Origin of the sequence: Rhodococcus sp. ACS1, assembly GCF_002300155.1 — a bacterium.
In the GTDB taxonomy this organism is placed as follows: domain Bacteria; phylum Actinomycetota; class Actinomycetes; order Mycobacteriales; family Mycobacteriaceae; genus Rhodococcus_F; species Rhodococcus_F koreensis.
This window is the reverse complement of sequence record NZ_NSDZ01000002.1, coordinates 576,092-596,828: the sequence shown is the minus strand read 5'-3', so window position 1 is coordinate 596,828 and position 20,737 is coordinate 576,092. Positions and strand designations below refer to the sequence as shown.

At 69.6% G+C, this 20,737-nt stretch carries 8 protein-coding genes; 6 read left to right on the top strand and 2 right to left on the bottom strand.

Features of this window, described 5'->3' with window-relative positions; genetic code table 11:
- Window positions 1-30 precede the first annotated feature (30 nt).
- Window positions 31-12,705 (top strand): non-ribosomal peptide synthetase, encoded by a 12,675-nt coding sequence (locus CJ179_RS09990; protein WP_241031507.1) that lies wholly within the window; start codon window positions 31-33, stop codon window positions 12,703-12,705.
- A gap of 121 nt (window positions 12,706-12,826) precedes the next feature.
- On the top strand, window positions 12,827-14,524 hold the full coding sequence (locus CJ179_RS09985) for a polysaccharide biosynthesis tyrosine autokinase (RefSeq protein ID WP_095861320.1): 1,698 nt from the start codon (window positions 12,827-12,829) through the stop codon (window positions 14,522-14,524).
- Here the strand turns inward: CJ179_RS09985 and CJ179_RS09980 are convergent.
- Complete coding sequence (locus tag CJ179_RS09980) at window positions 14,489-15,007, bottom strand: protein tyrosine phosphatase (RefSeq protein ID WP_095861319.1); 519 nt, start codon at window positions 15,005-15,007, stop codon at window positions 14,489-14,491. The two genes, CJ179_RS09985 and CJ179_RS09980, sit on opposite strands and share 36 nt — an antisense overlap.
- A gap of 105 nt (window positions 15,008-15,112) precedes the next feature.
- Here CJ179_RS09980 and CJ179_RS09975 point away from each other — a divergent pair, with 105 nt between their 5' ends.
- The 4 genes from CJ179_RS09975 to CJ179_RS09960 all read left to right on the top strand — a co-directional run bounded on the left by CJ179_RS09975 (window position 15,113) and on the right by CJ179_RS09960 (window position 19,353).
- Window positions 15,113-16,435 (top strand): UDP-glucose/GDP-mannose dehydrogenase family protein, encoded by a 1,323-nt coding sequence (locus CJ179_RS09975; protein ID WP_072937454.1) that lies wholly within the window; start codon window positions 15,113-15,115, stop codon window positions 16,433-16,435.
- Window positions 16,436-16,541: 106 nt separating this feature from the next.
- Window positions 16,542-17,501 (top strand): triacylglycerol lipase, encoded by a 960-nt coding sequence (locus tag CJ179_RS09970; protein WP_095861318.1) that lies wholly within the window; start codon window positions 16,542-16,544, stop codon window positions 17,499-17,501.
- A gap of 115 nt (window positions 17,502-17,616) precedes the next feature.
- Window positions 17,617-19,035 (top strand): Hsp70 family protein, encoded by a 1,419-nt coding sequence (locus CJ179_RS09965; protein ID WP_179377549.1) that lies wholly within the window; start codon window positions 17,617-17,619, stop codon window positions 19,033-19,035.
- Window positions 19,036-19,128: 93 nt separating this feature from the next.
- Complete coding sequence (locus tag CJ179_RS09960; protein ID WP_072937451.1) at window positions 19,129-19,353, top strand: hypothetical protein; 225 nt, start codon at window positions 19,129-19,131, stop codon at window positions 19,351-19,353.
- An 11-nt stretch (window positions 19,354-19,364) separates the two neighbouring features.
- Here CJ179_RS09960 and CJ179_RS09955 read toward each other — a convergent pair whose 3' ends face one another.
- The gene (locus CJ179_RS09955) at window positions 19,365-20,666 is read right to left on the bottom strand and encodes a YibE/F family protein (RefSeq protein ID WP_095861317.1); all 1,302 of its coding nucleotides are present in this window, start codon (window positions 20,664-20,666) and stop codon (window positions 19,365-19,367) included.
- Between the last annotated feature and the right edge of the window lie 71 nt (window positions 20,667-20,737).

Sequence of the window (20,737 nt, the reverse complement as noted above, 5' to 3'; positions counted from 1 at the left end):
GCAACGCCCTGTGAGGGCGGGGTGGCGGAAGTGAGAGCGTTTCCGCTTTCGCGTGCGCAACAAGCGCTGTGGTTCGCTCAGCAACTCGACCCGGCCGCGCCCTTCAATATCGCCCAGTTCGTCGAGGTACGTGGACGGGTCGACTACGACCTCCTCGTGTCGGCCACCGATCGCGGTTGTCGCGAGTTGGAGTCCGCCTTCGTCCGCCTGGTCGACGTGGCCGGTGAGCCCCGTCAGGTGGTCGATCTGAGCATCCAGGATGCGCTCGTCTACCGGGACATGCGCGACCACGCGGACCCGGTCGCCGAGGCACACCGCTGGATGACTGACGAATACAGCCGGCCACTCGACGTGATGACCGACCGGTTGATCGCCGCAACCCTGTTGCATCTCGGCCAGAACCACTACTACTGGTACTCCCGCACTCATCACCTGGTGATGGACGCGTACGGCGCCATGGTGCTGATGAATCGTGTGGCGGAGCTCTACACCCATCTCGTCAGCGGAACCGAGGCGCCGCCGTCCACCGCGATGAGCCTGCGCGCGCTGTACGACGCAGAGATCGAGTACCGCACTACCGGCCGATACCTCCGCGACCGCGAGTACTGGGCGGAACGGACCGCTGAACTGCCCGAACCGGTCCGGTTCACGGATCGACATGCGCGACCGACGTCTCCGCCACGGGTAGCGAGCCGTGTCATGGAGGCTGCGGTCGCGAGCCGGATCGAGGAACTGGCGCGCCAGTGGAACTCATCCGAAGTGCCCGTGATCGTTGCCGCGTTCGCCGCGTATCTAGGACGAATGGCCGGTGCCGCGGACGTGGTACTGAGCCTTCCTGTTTCGGCTCGGACAAGCGCATCCGCCCGACGTTCGACGGGAATGATGGCGAACGTCGTCCCCTTGAGGGTTCACCTCGATCCCGGCGGAAGCATCGAAGAACTGGTCCGGGAGGTTCAACTCGAACTGACGGGTGCATTGCGTCGTCAGCGATACCGTCACGAAGACATGTGGGAAGGCCGCGCACAACCGTCCCGCCGCGGGTTCGGCCCGACCGTCAACGTCATGAACTTCCACCGAGAGATCGTGCTCGGTGAACTCGTGGGCGAGTTCAACGTGCTCACGACCGGTCTGGCCGACGACTTGTCGCTCAACCTCTACCCGTCGGTGGACGGGTGCACCGTCCGGGTCGACTTCGAAGCGAATCCCGGCCGCTACGGCGAAGAGGAACTCGACCGGCTGTTGTCGCGGTTCGTCGACTTCCTGAGCTCCTTCGCCGCTGTCGAGAGCGACGCTTCGATGGGGGCGATCGACGTTCTCACCGCTGAGGAACTGGCCGACGCCCTGACGAGCGTTCCCGGACGCGAGCCCGCCGCCGCGTTCCTGCACGAGTTGTTCATGGACTGCGCCGTCGAACGCCCCGACGCGGTGGCGGTCACGTTCGGGGACCAGTCGCTGACATACGCGGATCTCGACGAGCGCTCCGCTGTGGTCGCCTCGTCGCTGAGCGAGGCGGGTGTCGTCGCCGGCGACGTCGTGGCCGTCGTGCTGCCGCAGTCGCCGGATCTGATCGCCGCGATCGTCGGGGTCGTCAGGGCCGGCGGCGCCTACCTGCCCGTCGACCCGCAGTACCCCGCGGAGCGCATCCAGTACCTGCTGGACGATGCGAAGCCGGTCGCGGTGATCGCCGATGCGGCTGCGCCCCCCGTGAGTACTTCTTACCCACGGGCGGTTAACAAGTACTCACGGGCACGAAGTGCATACGTGATCTACACGTCCGGGTCGACCGGGCGGCCGAAGGGCGTGCTCGTCTCGCACGCCAATGTGCTGTCGCTGCTGGCGAATACGCAGGACGAGTTCGGGTTCGGGCCGGACGATGTGTGGACGATGTTCCACTCACCTGCCTTCGACTTCTCCGTGTGGGAGATGTGGGGCGCCCTCACCACCGGTGGCCGGCTGGTTCTCGTAGACCACTTCCTGGCCCGTTCGCCGCACGACTTCCGGCAACTGCTGGTCCGTGAGGGCGTCACCGTCCTCAACCAGACGCCGTCGGCGTTCGGCCAGCTGGTGGAGGTCGACGGAGATACGGATCTGGCGGTGCGGCTGCTGATCTTCGGCGGCGAAGCACTCGATCCGACACCCGTATGGCCGTGGCTCGAACGGCATCCCGGCGTGCGGGCGATCAACATGTTCGGCATCACCGAAACCACCGTGCACGTCACCGCGGCAGAACTCGACCTCTCGGCCCGCGACGCGTCGGCGTCCATCGGTCGCGCACTGCCCGGAGTACAGACCTACGTGCTCGACGCCGCGCTGCGGCCGGTGCCACCAGGCGGCGTGGGGGAGCTGTACATCGCAGGGGCCCAGGTTTCCTCCGGATATCTGCACCGTCCCGGCCTGACCGCGGAACGGTTCGTCGCGAACCCGTTCGTCGAGGGCGCGGTGATGTACCGATCCGGTGATCGAGTCCGCTACCGCGGCGACGGTCGCCTCGACTACGTGGGACGGGCCGACGCTCAGATCGAATTGCGCGGATACCGGATCGAACCCGGCGAAATCGAGGCCGCACTCCTCCGGCATCCCGGCGTCGAGCGAGCGGTGGTGGTTCTCCGCGACACGACTGCCGGACGACAACTCGTCGGCTACGTAGTGACCGATGCCGATCAGCCCACCCTGACCCGGCACCTGCGGACGGTCCTGCCCGATCACATGGTGCCCGGCGCACTGGTGCAGGTCACGGCAATTCCGTTGACCGTCAACGGCAAGATCGACCGCGACGCGCTGCCCGATCCGGGTGTCGTGACCGCGGAGGGGCAGGGCACCCACACACCCATCGAGGACGTGGTCGCGGATGTGTTCGCCGAGGTGCTCGGCGGTGCCGAGGTGGGGACGCGGCACAACTTCTTCGACCTCGGCGGCAATTCGCTGCTCGCCACCCGGGTGTCCGCACGCGTCAGTGCCGTCTTCGACATCGACGTGACGGTGAAGGACGTCTTCGAAGCCCCGACGGTCGCCGAGTTGGCCGCCCGGATCGAGGAGCGGTCCGGTGCCGGGCGTCGACGTGTCCCGCTGCGGCCGGCTTCGCACGACGGCCGCGTTCCGCTGTCGCCGGCGCAACAGCGCATGTGGTTCGTCAACCAATTCGACACCGGTGCTTCGGGATACAACCTCCCGCTCATCGTCCGCCTCGACGGCGAACTGGATGTGCACGCGCTGGCGTCCGCCGCACACGACCTGCTCGAGCGGCACCGCACTCTGCGCACCGTGTACCCGTCCGATGCCGACGGCGTGCACCAGGTCGTCCTCGACGCCGCGAACGTCCCGCTGGATCTGACGCCGATCGCGCTGCCCGGGGACGCCGTCGACGCGCACCTGCGCGCGTTCGTCGACAGCGGATTCGACGTGTCCGTCGACGCACCGATCCGGTCGCGGCTGTATCGCGTCGGACCCGACGCGCACGTGTTCGCCCTCGTGGTGCACCACATCGCCGCCGACGCGTGGTCACTCACCCCGCTGATCCGCGACACGATGACGGCGTACCAGGCCCGCCTCGGGGGAGGCAGCCCCGAGTGGCTCCCGCTGCCCGTGCAGTACAGCGACTACAGCGTGTGGCAACGGGCGGTTCTCGACGACGAGTCCGCCGACACCCTGCAGCGGTACTGGCTCGACACCCTCGCCGACCTGCCCGAGCAGGTCACCCTGCCCACCGACCATCCGCGCCCGGCGGCGGCGTCCGGTCACGCCGGCACCGTCGGCGTCGAACTGGGCGAACAACTGCACGACGCGGTGCACACGCTGGCGCGCGGCGGCCGGGCCACCACGTTCATGGTGCTGCACGCCGCACTTGCCGCCGTCCTCTCGCGATACAGCGGCAGCCGTGACGTCCCCATCGGGACCGCCGTCGCCGGTCGCACCGATCCGCAACTCGACGACATGGTGGGAATGTTCGCCGGCACCCTGGTGCTGCGCACCGCGGTGGACCCGACGGCCACGTTCGCGGAACTGCTCGCTCACGTCCACGAACGGGACATCGCCGCCTACACGCACGCCGACATGCCGTTCGAGGCTCTGGTCGAGCTACTGAATCCGGCGCGGTCGATGTCCCACCACCCACTGTTCCAGGTCGCGTTGTCGATGCAGCGCAGCCGGCTGGGCCAGGTGGCGCTCCCAGGGCTGACGGTGACACCCGTCGGCGACGTCGTCGACCGGGCCAATTTCGACCTGCAACTGACCGTCACCGAGTCCGGTCCCGGCGGGCGCCTGCACCTCGACTTCGGTTATGACGCAGACCTGTACGAGCACTCGACGATCGAGCAGTTCGCGTCGCGGCTGGTGCGGTTCCTCGAGGCCGTCAGTGCAGACCCGCTGCTGCCGGTGGGCGACATCGACCTCTTCGAGGCCGCGGAACGCGCCGCCCTGGTGCCCGCGGTCGGTCCCGCAGCCCCCGCGTCGTCGACGCTGCGTGAGATTCTGACCCGCGGCGCCGTCCTCGCGCCAGGCGCTGTCGCGGTGTCGGGTGGGGGCGTCGAACTCACCTACCGCGAATTGGACACGAGATCCGACACTCTCGCCCGCGAATTCGGCGAGAGCGGGGTGGGCCGCGGAAGCCTGGTTCCGTGGGCCGAGCCGCGGTCGGTGGACGCGGTGGTGCGGCTGTGGGCCATCGCGAAGATCGGTGCGGCTCCCGTGCTGTTCGACCCCGCGCGCACCCCGTTCACCCCACGTGAGTGGGAAAGTGTGCCGGAGCACGCTTTGCCGCTCACGTCCGAGGTGGCGTACGTCGTCTACACCTCGGGAACGACGGGCACACCCAAGGGCGCCGTCGTGACCCACGGCGGTCTGGCCGCACTCGACGCCGACCTGCGCGAGCGGTATGCGGCGGGCCCCGGCTCCCGGATGCTGCACCGCGGTGCGCCCGGATTCGACATGACACTGCTCGAGGTCCTGGTAGCCGGGGCGTCGGGCGCCACGCTGGTGATCGCGTCGGACGCCGAATACGCCGGCCCGCCGCTCGCCGACCTGATGGAACGCGACCGCATCACGCACGCCTGCATGACCCCGACGATCCTCGCCACCCTCGGCGAACGGGACCTTCCGAGCCTGCAGGTACTGATGGTCGGTGGTGAGCGGCTCGGTAGCGAGTTGGTGCACCGCTGGGCCGGGCGTCGCCTGTACAACGCGTACGGTCCCGCCGAAACCACCATGTACGCATTCAGCACCGGGCCACTCGGTGTGGGGGAGCCCGTCTCGATCGGCGCTCCCGTGCACGGTGTGTCCGCGATAGTGCTCGACGACCGCCTCCGCCCGGTACCCCCCGGCGTGCCCGGGGAGCTGTATCTGGCAGGCGGCGCGCTCGCCCGCGGATACACGGACCAGCCGGGGCAGACGGCGGAGCGGTTCGTCGCGGCCGAAGGCGGCACACGCCTGTACCGCACCGGCGACCTGGTGCGCTGGCGGAAGACCGCCGCCGCCCACGAACTCGAGTACCTCGGGCGCAACGACTCCCAGATCAAGATGCGGGGAGTGCGCATCGAACCGGCCGAAATCGACACCGTCATCGCGCGGCTCGCCGACGTCGACTTCGCGGCCACCGTCGTGCGCACCACCGGCGCCGGCACCGAGATGCTGGTGTCCTACGTGCTGCCGAACGGCCACCTCGACACCCACGATCTGCGACGCCGCCTCGCCGAATCGCTGCCGGCCTACCTGGTTCCGACCGCGGTGGTGGTGCTCGACGCCGCGCCGCCCACCGTGAACGGCAAACTCGACCTGCGGTCGCTGCCGATGCCGGAACTGGCGATCGCCGAGAACGAACCGCCGCACACCGACACCGAGCGCGCCGTGGCCCGCGTGTTCGCCGACGTCCTCGGACACGAGAACGTGGGCCGCGGAACGCACTTCTTCGACGCGGGCGGCAACTCCCTCCTCGCCACCCAGTTGACGGCACGGCTCACCGACTCCATGGGACACCTCGTGCCGCTGCGAACCCTGTTCGCGCACCCCACCGTCGCCGAACTGGCCGAAGCCCTCGACGACGCGGTCCCCGAGACCGACCTGCGTCCCGCACTCGTCGCACGGCCCCGACCGGACCGCATTCCATTGTCCCGCAGCCAGTACCGCATGTGGGTGCTGAACCGCACCGATCCCGGGTCGCCGACGTACAACCTGCCCGCCACCGTGCGGTTGGAGGGCGCACTCGACGTCGCCGCGCTGACCGCGGCGTTCGAGGACGTGATCCGGCGGCACGAGACGTTGCGGACCCGGTACCCCGTCGACGGCCACCCCCATCAGGAGATCCTCGACCCGGCGCCGCTCGACCTGACGCCGGTCGACGTGCGCGATCCCGACGAGTTCATGGAGCAGTTCGCCGCCCGCGGATTCGACCTCACCGAGGACCGGCCCATCCGCGTCGCGCTGTTGCGTCTGCACCCGCAGTGCCACGTGCTGGCCGTGAACATCCACCACATCGCCGCCGACGGATGGTCGCTGACCCCGCTCGTCGCCGACGTGCTCAGTGCCTACGCCGCGCACACCGCCGGGATCGCCCCGCAGGAGAACCCGCTGCCGCTGCAGTACGCCGACTACGCCGTGTGGGAGCGGGACCTGCTGGACGGCGAATACGGGCAGCGCCGCGTCGAGCACTGGCGCCGGGCGCTGGACGGCGTCGACAGCACGGCGCCACTGACACCGGACCGGTCGGCGCCTGGTTCGACACGCGCCGGCGTCGTCGAATTCGACGTGTCGGCGGACGTGCGGCAGGCCGTGCACCAGTTGGCGGCGCAGCACCACGCGACACCGTTCATGGTCCTGCACGCGGCACTGTCCGTGGTGCTGTCCAGGCTCGGCGCCCGGACCGACATCGTCGTCGCCACGGCCGTCGCGGGCCGTGGGGAACGCGCACTCGACTCTCTGGTGGGCATGTTCGTGAACACCCTCGCGCTGCGGGCGCAGGTACTGCCGGACATGCCGTTCACCGGACTCCTCGCACAGGTCCGGGACTTCGACGTCGACGCCTTCGAGCACGCGGATGTGCCGTTCGAGGTGGTGGCCGGACTGCTCGGCGGGCGGACCCCGCAGGTGGCCCTGGCCCTGCAGAATCTGCAGATCCCCACCCTCGAGGCGGCGGGCATGACGGTGACGGCGCAGGAATTCGACACCGGAACAGCGAAATTCGACCTCCACCTGACCTTCACCGAGACCTCCGACGGTGATGTCCCTACGGGGATGCGCGGCGCCGCCGTGTACTCGGCCGACGTCTTCGACCACGCGACCGTCGACGCCGTGGCGACCGCCCTCGGACGGGTACTCCAGGCGATCTGCGCCGACCCCGACGTGCCCGTGGGCGACGTCGCGCTGACCGCAGCCGAGCCCCTCGTCGGTGCGCAGCCCGCCGGTGAACGGACCCTGGCCGAGATCCTGACGGCCACCGCCGCCGCGTACCCCGACAGCGCCGCGCTCACCGACGGCGATGTCACGCTGACCTACCGCGAACTGGACGAGCGTTCCGATGTGCGGGCGCGCAAGCTCACCGCGCTGGGCGTCGCACCGGGCGAGGTGGTTCCGATCGACCTGCCGCGGTCGTCGGACTTCGTGATCGAACTCTGGGCGATCGCCAAGACCGGTGCGGCATTCAGCCCCGTGAGCGGTTTTGGTCGCCAGGGTTACCAGAAGTGCGCACGGGACGTGGCGTACGTGATCCACACCTCCGGGTCCACGGGTGCGCCCAAGGCCGTCGCCGTCACCCACCGCGGACTTGGCCCGCTCACCGCCGAGGTGGTGCGCCGGTACCGGGTGGGCCCCGACGACCGTGTGCTGCACGGCTACAACCCCGCCTTCGACGCGGCGCTGCTGGAGATGCTGCTCGCGTTCGGCTCGGGCGCCTGCCTGGTGGTGGCCCCCGCCGACGTCTTCGCCGGCGCCGAACTGCATCGGCTGCTGGTCGAGCAGCGGGTCACGCACTACCTCTCCACGCCGTCCGTCCTCGCGACGCTCGATCCGCACGGGCTCGAGTCGGTGCGGGTCGTGGGGGTCGGAGGCGAGGCCCTGAGCCCCGAACTGGCCGGAACGTGGAGTGCTGGAAGGCTTCTGCTCAACGCCTACGGTCCGACCGAGTCGACGGTGGTCGCGACGCTGACCGAATTCGAGCCCGGATCCGCGACCGGCACGGTGACGATCGGCGCCCCGATCCCCGGGACCACGGCGGTCGTGCTCGACACGCGGCTGCGCGCGGTCCCCGTCGGCGGTGTCGGTGAGCTCTACCTCGCCGGACCCGGACTCGCCCAGGGCTACCTCGGCGCACCCGACCGGACGGCGGAACGGTTCGTCGCGGCGTCGGACGGCGCCCGCATGTACCGCACCGGCGACCTGGTGCACCGACGGGCGGACGGCCACCTCACCTTCATCGGCCGGGCCGACCGCCAGGTCAAGGTGCGCGGCATGCGCATCGAACCGGCGCAAGTCGAGGCGGCCCTGCTGGAGCTGGACGGTGTCGAGCAGGCAGCCGTGTCGGTGCAGCGACACGACCTCGTCGCCTTCGTCGCCGGCACGGACCTCGACTCCGCGACTCTGCGACAGAAGCTGACGGGCCGACTGCCCTCGTATCTGGTGCCGCCACGCATCGTCACGATGGACACGCTGCCTCTCACCGCCAACGGCAAGCTCGACGTCGCCGCGTTGGAGGCCCGGGGCGACGACGTCGTCGCGGCACCCCCACGCACCGCGGCCGAGGAGATGGTGGCCGGCGTGTTCGCCGACGTGCTCGGCTCCGCCCGGATAGGCGCCGGACACAACTTCTTCGACGCGGGCGGCGATTCCCTGACTGCGACGGCGGTGACGGCCCGACTGTCCGCGACGTTCGGCGTCGACGTGCCCGTGCGGGTGCTGTTCGAGAACCCGACCCCCGTGTCGCTCGCCCGGTGGTTGGACGCCCCCGCGTCGGGCGCGATGCGGCCGGTGCTCGGTCCCCGCCCGAGCGGGGCGCGAGTGCCGCTGTCGCCCGCGCAGCAACGCCTCTGGCTGCTCAGCCGGGTCAACCCCGACACCGCCCTGCACAACATGGTGTTCGTCACCCGGGTCGGCAGTGACGTCGACGTCGACGCCCTCCGGCTGGCGATGCGGGACGTGCTGGAGCGGCATTCGATGCTGCGGACCGTCTTCCCCGTCGACGCCGAAGGTCCGTATCAGCTGGTGATGCCCGTCGAGTCCGTGACCGAGGACCTCGGCGCGGAAGCGGACTTCGCCGTCGACACGTGGAGCGCCCGGCCGTTCGACCTCACCACCGAGACCCCGGTGCGGGTGAAGCTGTGGCGCACCGAGGGCGGCGGCTTCATGCTCGGCGTCGTGGTCCACCACATTGCGCTGGACGGCGGTTCGATGGGACCGCTGCTCACCGACCTCGACACCGCCTACCGGTGCCGCGCGGACGGGTCGGCCCCGCAGTGGGCGCCGCTGGTCGTGGATTACGCCGACTACGCGATCTGGATGCGCGAACTGCTCGGGACCGCCGCCGATCCCGGCAGCGCGGCTCGCGCCCAGCTCCAGCATTGGGCGCAGGTGCTCTCCGGTGTGTCGGGGCCGCTCCCGCTGCCGACCGATCGCCCCCGACCGGAACTCCCCAGCCACGTTGGGGCCAGTGTGGAATGGACGCTCGACGACGACCTGCGGGAGCGGGTGGTCGCACTGTCACGCAGCCGCGGAACGACCGTGTTCATGGTGCTCCACGCCGCCCTCGCGGTGCTACTGGCCCGCGTGAGCGGACAGTCCGACGTCGTGGTGGGCACGGCGGTCGGCGGCCGTCCCGATCCGGTGCTCGACGCCGTGGTCGGCATGTTCGTCGGCACCGTGGCACTGCGCACCGCGGTCTCGCCGGCGCAACCGTTCCAGGATTTCCTCGCCGACGTCCGCGCCGTCGACCTCGACGCGCTCGCGCACGCCGACGTCCCGTTCGACGACGTCGTGACACACCTCGCCCCACCCCGATCCGCGGCACACAACCCGCTGTTCCAGGTGATGCTGACGTACCAGCGGGCCGTCGACTTCCCTGAACTTTTCGTCGGCACCGACGAATACCACCCCGAGACGCAGGCCACGGAATTCGACCTCGTGTGGGACGTGACCGACGCGGCCGAGAACATGACGGTGCGACTCGACTACGCCACCGACCTGTTCGACCGGCAGACGGCGCTCACGCTCCTGAGCCGGTTCGCCGTCGTCCTCGAGGCCGCCCTGACCACCCCGTCGGCGGCCGTCGGCGACCTCGACATCCTCGACGACACCGAACGCGCACAACTCGTGCAGGGCCCGCGGCCGGTGGCCCCGCCGCGGACGCTCGGCGGCATCCTTGCCACCCGTGCTGGCGCCACCCCGTCCGCCGTCGCGGTGGTCGACGGTGACACCCGGTGGAGTTACCGCGAACTCGACGAAGAATCGGACCGCTGGGCCCGCGCACTCGCGTCCCGCGGCGTCGGCCCGGAGGACGTCGTCGCCGTGGCGACACCCCGCGGCCGGCACTGGCTCCTGGCGGTGTGGTCGGTGACCAAGGCCGGTGCGGCGTGGGTGTCGCTGGATCCCACCCATCCCGCGGAGCGGCTCGACTGGATGCTAACGGACTCGCGCGCGGTGCTCGGTTTGACGGTCGGTGGCGTCGGGGATCTGCCGCGATCGGTCGACTGGTTGTGCCTGGAGGAGCGGCCCTCCGGTGACGCGGATCCGGCGGCACCCGATGTGGACAACGCGGCGTATGTGATCTACACGTCGGGTTCCACGGGCCGGCCGAAGGGCGTCGTCGTCACGCACCGCGGACTGACGACCCTCCTCGCCACCCCCGCCTACACGTCGGACGCGGCGGGCGGCGACGACGGCCGGGTGCTGCAGTCGACCTCCCCGACCTTCGACGTTGCGGTGTTCGAAATGCTCTGGGCGGTGTCGCTGGGCAGCGCCCTCGTGGCTGCACCCGCCTTCAGCTATGCCGGTGAGGAATTGGCTCAGTTCCTGGTGGCACAGAACATCACCCACTTCACCCTCACACCGACCGTGCTGGCCTCCCTCGACCCGCACAGCCTCGCACCGTCGACGGTCGTCGTCGGGGGAGAGGCACTGCCCGCGGACCTCGCCGACCGGTGGTCGCGGCGGCACCGGCTGTTCAACGCCTACGGTCCGACCGAGTTCACCGTCGACGCGTGCGTCGCGGGCCCCCTCGAACCCGGACTGCCGATCACCATCGGAAGCGCCCTGGACGGCGACGCCGCGTTCGTCCTCGACATGCGTCTGCATCCCGTGCCCGACGGCGTGACGGGCGAACTGTATCTGGCGGGCAGTGGCATCGCCCGCGGCTACCTGGGCCGAAGTGACCTCACCGCAGGACAATTCGTGGCACATCCCTACGGGAAGCCAGGGGAGCGGCTGTACCGCACCGGCGACGTGGTGCGGCGTGACCCGGGCGGCCGACTCGAGTACCTGGGCCGCAGCGATTCGCAGGTGAAGATCCGCGGAATCCGCGTCGAACCCGCCGAGGTCGATGCCGTGCTCGCCGGGCACCCCGAAATCGAAGTTGCCGTGACGATCCCGGTGCCGACACCGACGGACACCGTGCTGGCGTCGTACGTCGTGGGCGCCGCGGGACTGACGCCGCGATCCGTGTTCGACTTCGCGCGCGGCAGGCTGCCGCGGCACCTGGTCCCCGCGTCGGTGACGGTCGTCGACACGATGCCGCTGCTGCCGTCCGGCAAACTCGACCGCGCCGCACTGCCGGCACCGACGATCGAGATCGTCGAATCCGCTTTGCCGGCAGGCGAACTCGAAGAGACGATCACCGCCGTGTTCGCGGACGTCCTGGGCATCGCAGACGTCCCCGCCGACGAAGCCTTCTTCGCTCTCGGCGGCACATCGATGGGGGCGGCGTCGGTGGCGACGGAACTGCGCCGCCGGCTGGACCGCGACGTCCCCATCGAATGGGTCTTCACCGACCCCACGGCGCAGCGCCTCGCCGCCCGGATCGACGACGGTGCACGGCCCGAGAGCTTCTTCGGCACCGTGGTGGAACTCCGCCCCGCCGATGCGGGAGCGCCGCTGTTCTGCGTGCACCCGCTCAGCGGATTGGCCTGGTGCTTCGGCGGTCTCGCCGATCACGTCGGTGACCGCCCGCTGTACGGCATTCAGGCGACCGGAATGCCGGACCTGCCCGAGACGCTGTCCGAGCTGGCCGCGCGGTACGTCGACGCGATCCGGTCCGTCCAGCCGGCGGGCCCCTACCACCTGCTGGGGTGGTCGCTCGGCGGAACCATCGCCCACGAGATGGCCGTCCAGCTCCGCGACGCCGGCCACGAGGTAGCCGCGCCGGCACTCCTCGACACGCTTCTGCCGCAACATCAGCCACCCGAACCGGAAACCCTGAGCGAGGACGAACTGATCGCGCAGTTCGGCGCGTACGTGAGCGCCGACCGGCTGCGCGAGATCCGGGCCGTGATCGAGCGGCTCGAGCTGATCGCGTCGGCCCACAGCCCCCGGCGGTTCGACGGCGATGTCCAGCTGTTCGTCGCCGCCCGGGACCTGGACCGGCACCCCGACGTCGTCGACGCCTGGCGCGAGTACGCCGACGGCGTCGTCATCGCACACCACATCGACACCACCCACTCCGAGATGGCAGACCCGGGCCCGCTCGCCGAGATCGGCCGACTGCTTCGGAGATCGGGGGACCACGGCGGACCGTGACGGCACGTGACGCCGACAGTGGACCTCATCACTACGATGTAGCGATTCAGTCGGGTCAGAACGATGTGAATGACAGCTCGATCGCGCCGCTGAGCGCGACGCAATTGGAAGAGACTCGATAATGGAAATTCAGGACTACCTGCGAATTCTGCAGTCACGTTGGAAAATCATCGCGATCACGACCGTGGTCGCGATTCTCGGTGCGCTCGGAGCGTCGTTGCTGACCACTCCGATCTACGAGGCGTCGACCCGGTTGTTCGTCTCGACGTCCGCCGGATCGTCGGTGAACGAGGTCTACCAGGGCAACCTGTTCTCGCAGCAGCGGGTGACGTCCTACACCAAACTGCTCACCGGCGAGACCCTCGCGCAGCGGACGATCGACAAGCTCGATCTGGGCGGCACGGCGGCGGCGCTCGCCTCACAGGTGAAGGCCAGCTCCGCGCCGGACACCGTGCTCATCGACGTCAAGGTGCAGGATCCGTCGCCGGAACGCGCCCGCGACATCGCCAATGCCCTGTCCGACGAGTTCGTCGTCATGGCCCGGGAACTCGAGACCCCGGAGAAGGGTGGCGCACCCGCCGCCCGCGTCGTCGTCGAACAGCAGGCGCAGACTCCGTCGACTCCCGTCTCGCCCAAGACGCTGCGCAACCTCGCGCTGGGCGCGGCGGTCGGGCTGCTGCTCGGCATCGCCTTCGCCGTCCTGCGTGATCGCCTCGACAACACGGTCAAGGATCGGCGCACCGTCGAGGAACTGGCCGGTTCGGCGCTGATCGGCACCATCCCGTTCGACAAGGAGCGGCAGACGCAGCAGGCCATCAACTTCGCCGAGGGCAATTCCTCGAGCGCGGAGGCCTACCGCGAACTCCGCACCAACCTGCAGTTCCTCGAGGTCGACAACCCGCCGCGTGTCATCGTGGTCACCAGTTCGCTGCCCACCGAGGGCAAGACCACCACCGCGATCAACATCGCGCTCGTGCTGGCGGAGGGCGGCCAGAACGTGTGCCTCGTCGAGGGCGACCTCCGGAAGCCGCGGGTATCGAAGTACCTCGGCGTCGTCGGCTCCGTCGGACTCAGCAGCGTCCTGGCAGGCAAGGCCGACCTCGACGCCGTGCTCCAGCCGACCCAGTACTCGGGTCTCACCGTCCTGGCGTCCGGGCCGATCCCGCCGAACCCGAGTGAGCTGCTCGGAACGGAGACGGCCCGCCAGGTGCTGGCCGACCTCCGCGGACGATTCGACTACGTGATCGTCGACGCGTCGCCGCTGCTGCCGGTCACCGACGCGACCGTGCTCACCGCGATGTCGGACGGCGCCCTGGTCATCGCCCGGCACGCCGAAACCAAGCGGGACCAGCTGTCGCGGGCGGTGGGCAACCTGCACAGCGTCGGGGCGACCATCCTCGGGACGATCATCACGATGACGCCGAGCCGCGGTCGCGGGGTCTACGAGTACAAGTACTACTACGAGACCGACAAGTCGCTGCCGCAGATGCAGCAGGCCGCCCCCGCGCAGCCCGCCGTGCAGCAGCAGACACCCCAGCAGCCGGTGCCACAGCAACAGGCCCAGTACGTTCGCGAGGAGTACCCGCAGCAGCCGTACGGGGGAGATCCGCAGGAAGCTCCCGTCTACCAGGGTGCCCCCGCCTACCAGGGCGCCTACCACGGCGACCAGGGCCAGCAGTGGTACTCGGGGCCCGACCACTACGGCAACGAGCAGCAGTCGGGCGCACCGGTGCCTCCCACACCGAGGCGCACCCGTCGCTACCGTGACGACCAGGAACCCTGGTCAGAGACGGATGCTCCGCGAGATCACACCCAGTAGATCGGCGATCTCGGACCCGATGGTCAGGAACGTGTCCTCGTCCTTCCCCATCGGGTCCGGCACGTCCTCTGGAGTGTCGTCGGCCTTGTGTCTGGGACGCGCCGCAGCCAGGTCGGCCACCGACTTCGCGTCCGCTGCCTCGGCGAGGCGGGCGGCCTCCTTCAGGGTGAACGTCTTCTTCAGCTGCTCGGGAGCCAGCGCCAGCACCTTCTCGCGCTGACGTTCGGTCATCGTCAGCACCAGGTCGGCGTCCACCGCGAGTTCGGCGGTGAGCATTCGCGCGGTGAACTCGGCCGGATTACCGCCGAGCCCTTCCAGGACTTGCGCGGCCGTCGGTTCCATCGGGCGTCCGACGGCAGCGCGTGTACCTGCACTTTCGGCGGTCAGGTCGGTGATCCCGAGCTCCTCGGCGTATGCCACTGCGAGGCGCTCGGCCGTTGGGGAGCGACAGACGTTTCCGGTGCAGACGAAGAGAACATGCATGGGCGAAGCATAGGGTCTCGCCCCGCACCGTCCGTACACGCACTGTTGGCTTCGAACATCTGCCGGGTAAATATCGCGCTCACCTGCACTGGTTATCAAGGGTGCATGCGCTGCACCGTGTTTGGAACCGGATACCTGGGAGCCACCCACGCCGCCTGCATGGCGGAGCTGGGTCACGACGTCCTGGGCGTCGACATCGACCCCGGAAAAGTGGCGAAACTCTCCTCCGGAGAGGTGCCGTTCTACGAGCCGGGGCTCGCGGATGTCCTGCGCCGGAACATCGACGCCGGCCGACTGCACTTCACCACGTCGTACCGCGAGGCCGCGGAGTTCGCGGACCTCCACTTCCTCGGCGTCGGCACCCCGCAGAAGAAGGGGGAGTACGGCGCGGACCTGCGGCACGTGCATTCGGTGATCGACACCCTCGCGCCGATGCTCGATCGCCCCGCCGTCATCGTCGGCAAGTCGACCGTTCCCGTCGGGACGGCGGCCGATCTGGGTGCGCGGGCCCGCGCGCTCGCGCCGGCGGGTGACGCCGTGGAGGTGGCGTGGAACCCGGAGTTCCTGCGGGAGGGCTTCGCCGTCGAGGACACCCTGCACCCCGATCGGATGGTGCTGGGAGTGGACCGCCTGCGCCCCGGACGCGCGGAGGCCGAGTTGCGTGAACTGTACGCCCGGCTGCTCGGCGAGGACATTCCCTTCCTGGTCACCGACCTCGCCACCGCGGAACTGGTCAAGGTCTCGGCCAACGCGTTCCTTGCCACCAAGATCTCGTTCATCAACGCCATCTCCGAGGTGTGCGAGGCCACCGGCGCCGACGTCACCCAACTCGCCGACGCCCTCGGCTACGACGCGCGGATCGGCCGCCGGTTCCTCAACGCCGGTCTCGGCTTCGGCGGCGGCTGCCTGCCCAAGGACATCCGCGCGTTCATGGCCCGGGCCGGTGAGCTCGGTGCGAACCAGGCACTGCACTTCTTGCGGGAGGTCGACAGCATCAACATGCGCCGGCGCACCCGGATGGTGGAGTTGGCGGCGCAGGCGTGCGGAGGGTCGCTGCTCGGCGCCAACGTGGCCGTCCTCGGCGCGGCGTTCAAACCGGAATCCGACGACGTCCGCGACTCCCCGGCACTCAACGTCGCGGGAATGATGCAGTTGCACGGGGCCGTCGTCAGCGTCTACGACCCGAAGGCCCTCGACAACTCCCGCAGGCTGTTCCCGACGCTGAACTACGCGACGTCGGCGGTCGAGGCGTGCGACAACGCGGACGCGGTGCTGCTCCTCACCGAGTGGGCGGAGTTCGCCGCCCTGAAACCGGAGGATCTGAACGGTGTGGTGCGTGCCCGGGTGATGGTCGACGGCCGCAACTGCCTCGACGCCGAGGATTGGCGCACGGCCGGGTGGGTCTATCGGGGGCTCGGCAGGGGATAGCGACCCGTGACCTGGCGGCCCCTGCGATAACGGGTTTGACGATCTCCACTGCCGGCGGCATCGGCGAACGGTAGCGTCAGCCCAAATCGCAACGGAGGGCTGGGCGATGTCGAAGGCACGTCACGGATCCCTACTCGCACTCCTCGCTGCCGTGATCTGCCTGCTCGGCGCCGCGCCCGCTCACGCGGCGGAAGTCCCGACCCTGCCGGGGCCTCCGCAATCCGACGCCGGCACCGCGATCGCGTACGCGAAGCAGCATCCGCATTCCGCGCCGCCCGGTGCCAACGACTTCTCGTGCCGCCCCGATTCCGCGCACCCCCGTCCCGTGATTCTCGTGCACGGAAGCGACGGCAGTGCCTACTCGAACTGGGCCGGGTTGAGCCCGAAACTGAAAGCCGCCGGCTACTGCGTGTTCGCCCTGAACTACGGACGGAAACCGGGCACCGAACACTTCGGGATGCAGACGATGACCGAGGGGGCCGCCGAACTCGAGGTGTTCGTCGACGACGTGCTGTCCGCAACCGGCGCGGGCGAGGTCGACCTGATCGGGCACTCGCAAGGCGCGACGGTGGCGCGGTACTACGTCAACAGGCTCGGCGGGGCGTCGAAGGTGCACCACTGGATCGGTCTGGCGTCGCCCACCTACGGGGGAACGTTCTTCGGGATCGCGACGGCGGTGACGTCCGTTCCCGGGGGCACCGAACTGATCGAAGCGATCGGTTCGGAGGCGCTTGCCGAACAGGTGCAGGGATCGCCGTTCCTCACCGCCCTCAATGCCGGCGGTGACACCGTCCCCGGCGCCGAATACACCACGATCGGGACGCGCTACGACGAGGTGATCCAGCCGTACACCAACGTCGCGCTGCACGACCCCGGTGCCACCAACATCCTCGTCCAGGACCTGTGCCCGATCGATCAGACCGGACATTTCAACCTGCCCTACGACCCGTACTCCCAGCAACTGGTGCTCAACACGCTCGATCCCGCCCACGTGGTCGTGCCGCCGTGCGCGTTCGTGCCGCTGGGCACGGGCATCCCGGGAGTGATCATCGCGAGCAACTTCTGAGTTGTCTGCCGCCGAACGGTTGCCCGGTTGCCGTGTCGGACCGCTTCGCTAGACTGCGGGCCATGGAGTGGGGGGATTCCGGATCGAACCCGTGCACAGTCGAGTTAGGCGGCCCATGAGTTCGGTTCTAGGTGTGTCGGTCGGTGCGAGCGCTGTGCGCTTGGCGCGACCCGACTCCGTGAACCGTGACGACGCCGCAAGCCGGCACGTCCCCGATTTCCGGGCCCAGGTCGTCGCCGCAGGCCGGGATCTGCCGGAGGAGCTGGCCGCCGAATCGATCGGCGTGGTCCTCGCCGGGGCACCCGACGCCGGGCAGGTGCACGCCACCGGCGTCGCCTACCGCGACGAAGCGCAGGCGGGTGCCGTCCAGGCGGCGATGGCCCGGCAGCAACTCGCCAACTACCAACTCGTCACCGAGGCCTCGGCCGCGCTGAAATTCCTCGACGTCTCGGGAGCCCTCGGCGACCACGCGACGCTCGTGTTCTACGACCTGGGCAGTTCCGGGCTCACCGTGAGCGTCGTCGACCGGGCGACGGGTGAGGTGGTCGAGACGGTCCGCACCGACACGGTGAGCGGCGACGTCTTCGACCGGATGGTTCGTGCCAACCAGTTGGAGAACAACCGCATCGAGGCGCCCCGCGACGCGGCCGCGAGCCTGGCGCTCGACCTCCGCTGCCGCGAGGCGAAGGAGCGGCTCTCCACCGGCGGCGCCGTCGCCGTGCCCGGCGAGGGCGGTCTGCTGCTGTTGTCGCGCGACGTCTTCGACTCGCTCATCGGTGTCACCGTCGAATCGTCGGCGCGCCTCGCCCGCGACGTGATCACGCGGTCGGGACGAAACCCGGATGCCGTGGTGCTCACCGGTGGCGGTGCGCGCATTCCCCTCGTGCGCACGGTGCTGCAGTCGTGGCTCGGGTTGCCCGTCATCGTTCCCGACCATCCCGAACTCGTTGCGGCACAAGGTGCTGCGCTGCTCGCCCAGCAGGTGGTGCCGCCGGCCGTCGAGGTCGCCCGAGTCCTCCCGCCGCCGCAGTACGCACCTCGAGCCGGTTTCGAGGCGCACGTCTCCCGGCACGCTCCGAGTGCAGTGGTCGCGCGCAGCGGTGCGCCGTCGAGCACCCCGTCGTGGCTGAGCGCCGCGGCGCCGCCGCCGAGTCAGCCGGTGGCCAAAATCCAGATCCGGGGCGCCACGCTGGCGGGCACCGCGCTCGCCGTGGTGGCGGTGATCGGCCTCGGTCTCGGATACGGAAAGAATCTGTGGGCGCGCACCGAGGGGTCGTCGCAGCCGGTGACCACGCAACTCGTCACCGAACCGCCGGTCGTCACCGAAATGGCCACACCGTCACCGACGACGCCCCCGCCGGCTCCGACGTCCGAGACCGTCGAGGCTCCCGTGCAGACGGCGTCGCAGATCCGGATTCCCGAGCCGCAGCCCGCGCCGCCACCACCTCCGCCTCCGCCGATATTTCCCGGCCTGCCGCAGATCCAACTGCCGCCGTTCCAGCTGCCCGAACTCCCCAGGTTCCCCGGAACCTAGACGTCGCGGGGGCCCGCCTGCCGATTCGAGGTGTCGGGGCCCGCTCCGCGGGCCTACGATGGGAATGGTTCCGGCGTAGAGAGGATGTGTGCAGTGACTGCAAATCCCGCGGAGTTCCACAGCACTCCCAACGTTCCCCCGTCTTCGGCGGCCGCGCCGGCAGAGACACGACGGCTCGTGGCGTATACGAAGCCGATCCTGAAGATGTTCCCGCCCACCAGCGAACACGCGGCCAAGGTGACGATGCTGACCGTCTACGCGCTGATGGTCATCGCCATCATCTTCATCGTCCTCCGGGAGGTCGGACTCTTCAGCTAGCGGACTACCCGTTACTTGGAATGACGGCCGCCCCGTGACGGCCTGACTGCGGCCACGTTGCCGCTGGGACCCGCGCCGATCGGGCGCGCCAGCATCACCGCGATCGCGGTCGTCAGCGGAACCGACAGCGCCAGCGCGATGCCGCCGACCGCCGAACGCACGATCTCGATGGCCACGGCGTCGCTGAGCAGCACGTCCTGGATCGACCGCCCCGCCACACTGAACAGCAACAGCAGTGGCAGCGCCCCGCCGGCATACGCGAGGACGAGGGTGTACACCGTGCTGGCGATGTGATCGCGGCCGACGCGCATCGCCGACCCGAAGATCTGGCGTCTCGACGCGCCCGGGTCGAGCGAGGCCAGTTCGAACGCTGACGCCGCCTGCGTGATGGTGACGTCGTTGAGCACGCCCAGCGAGCCGATGATGAAGCCGGCCAGCAGCAGGCCGGTGATGCTGACGTGCTGGATATACGTCTGAACGTTGGTGTTCTGCTCCTCGGACAACCCGGTCAGGCGCGTCATCTCGATGGTGGCGTAGGAGAGGACCGCCGCCAGGGCCATCGACGCGAGGGTGCCCAGCAACGCCGAACTGGTGCGCAGGGAAACACCGTGCGCGAGATACAGCACGGCATACAGGATGACGGCGCCGGACACGAGCGCCACCGGGATCGCCGGTTGCCCGTCCAACAGGGCCGGAAGTGTGAACAGGACGAGCACACCGAACGAGACGACGATGCCGACGAGCGCCCGGAACCCGCGCCACCGCGCGACCGCGATCACGACGACGGCGAATGCGAGAGCGATGAGCGTGACGGGCAGACCACGGGCGTAGTCCTCGAACGAGTATTCCGTCGTGCCGTTCACATCCGTTTGGCGGGACAGCCGGATGTTTTCGCCCACGCGGAGGTCGGGCTGGCCGGGGCCGGGGATGATCTCGAGCAGCGTCTGGGTGCCGGTGTTGGGACCGGACTCGATGTCGACGATGCTGCGCTGGCACTCGTAGGCGCCGGCGGGCGCGGGCAGCGGTGCGCCGGTGAAGACCCGCCCGGCCGACGGGCTCCCGCAGTCGCCGATGTTCTGCATCGTGACCGTGCCCGACTCCGTGACGACGGCACCGCCCTGGGCGCTCTGGAACGGCTGCTCGACGTCGACGCTCGGCTTGCCGGGCCACAACGCGACGGCGCCGATGAGTACCGCGACACCGATGGCGACGAGGAGCCCGACGACCACCTTGGCGGCGACGGGGCCCATCGGGGCCGGTCCGTCGCTGTGGCCGTGTCCATGGCCGTGGCCGTGTCCGTGGAATTCGCTCATCGTCCGCTTCGCGCCGGCTGCTGGGGGGATTGTCTCCGCACGCACGACAGGGTAGCCGGAAGCAGGCCGGG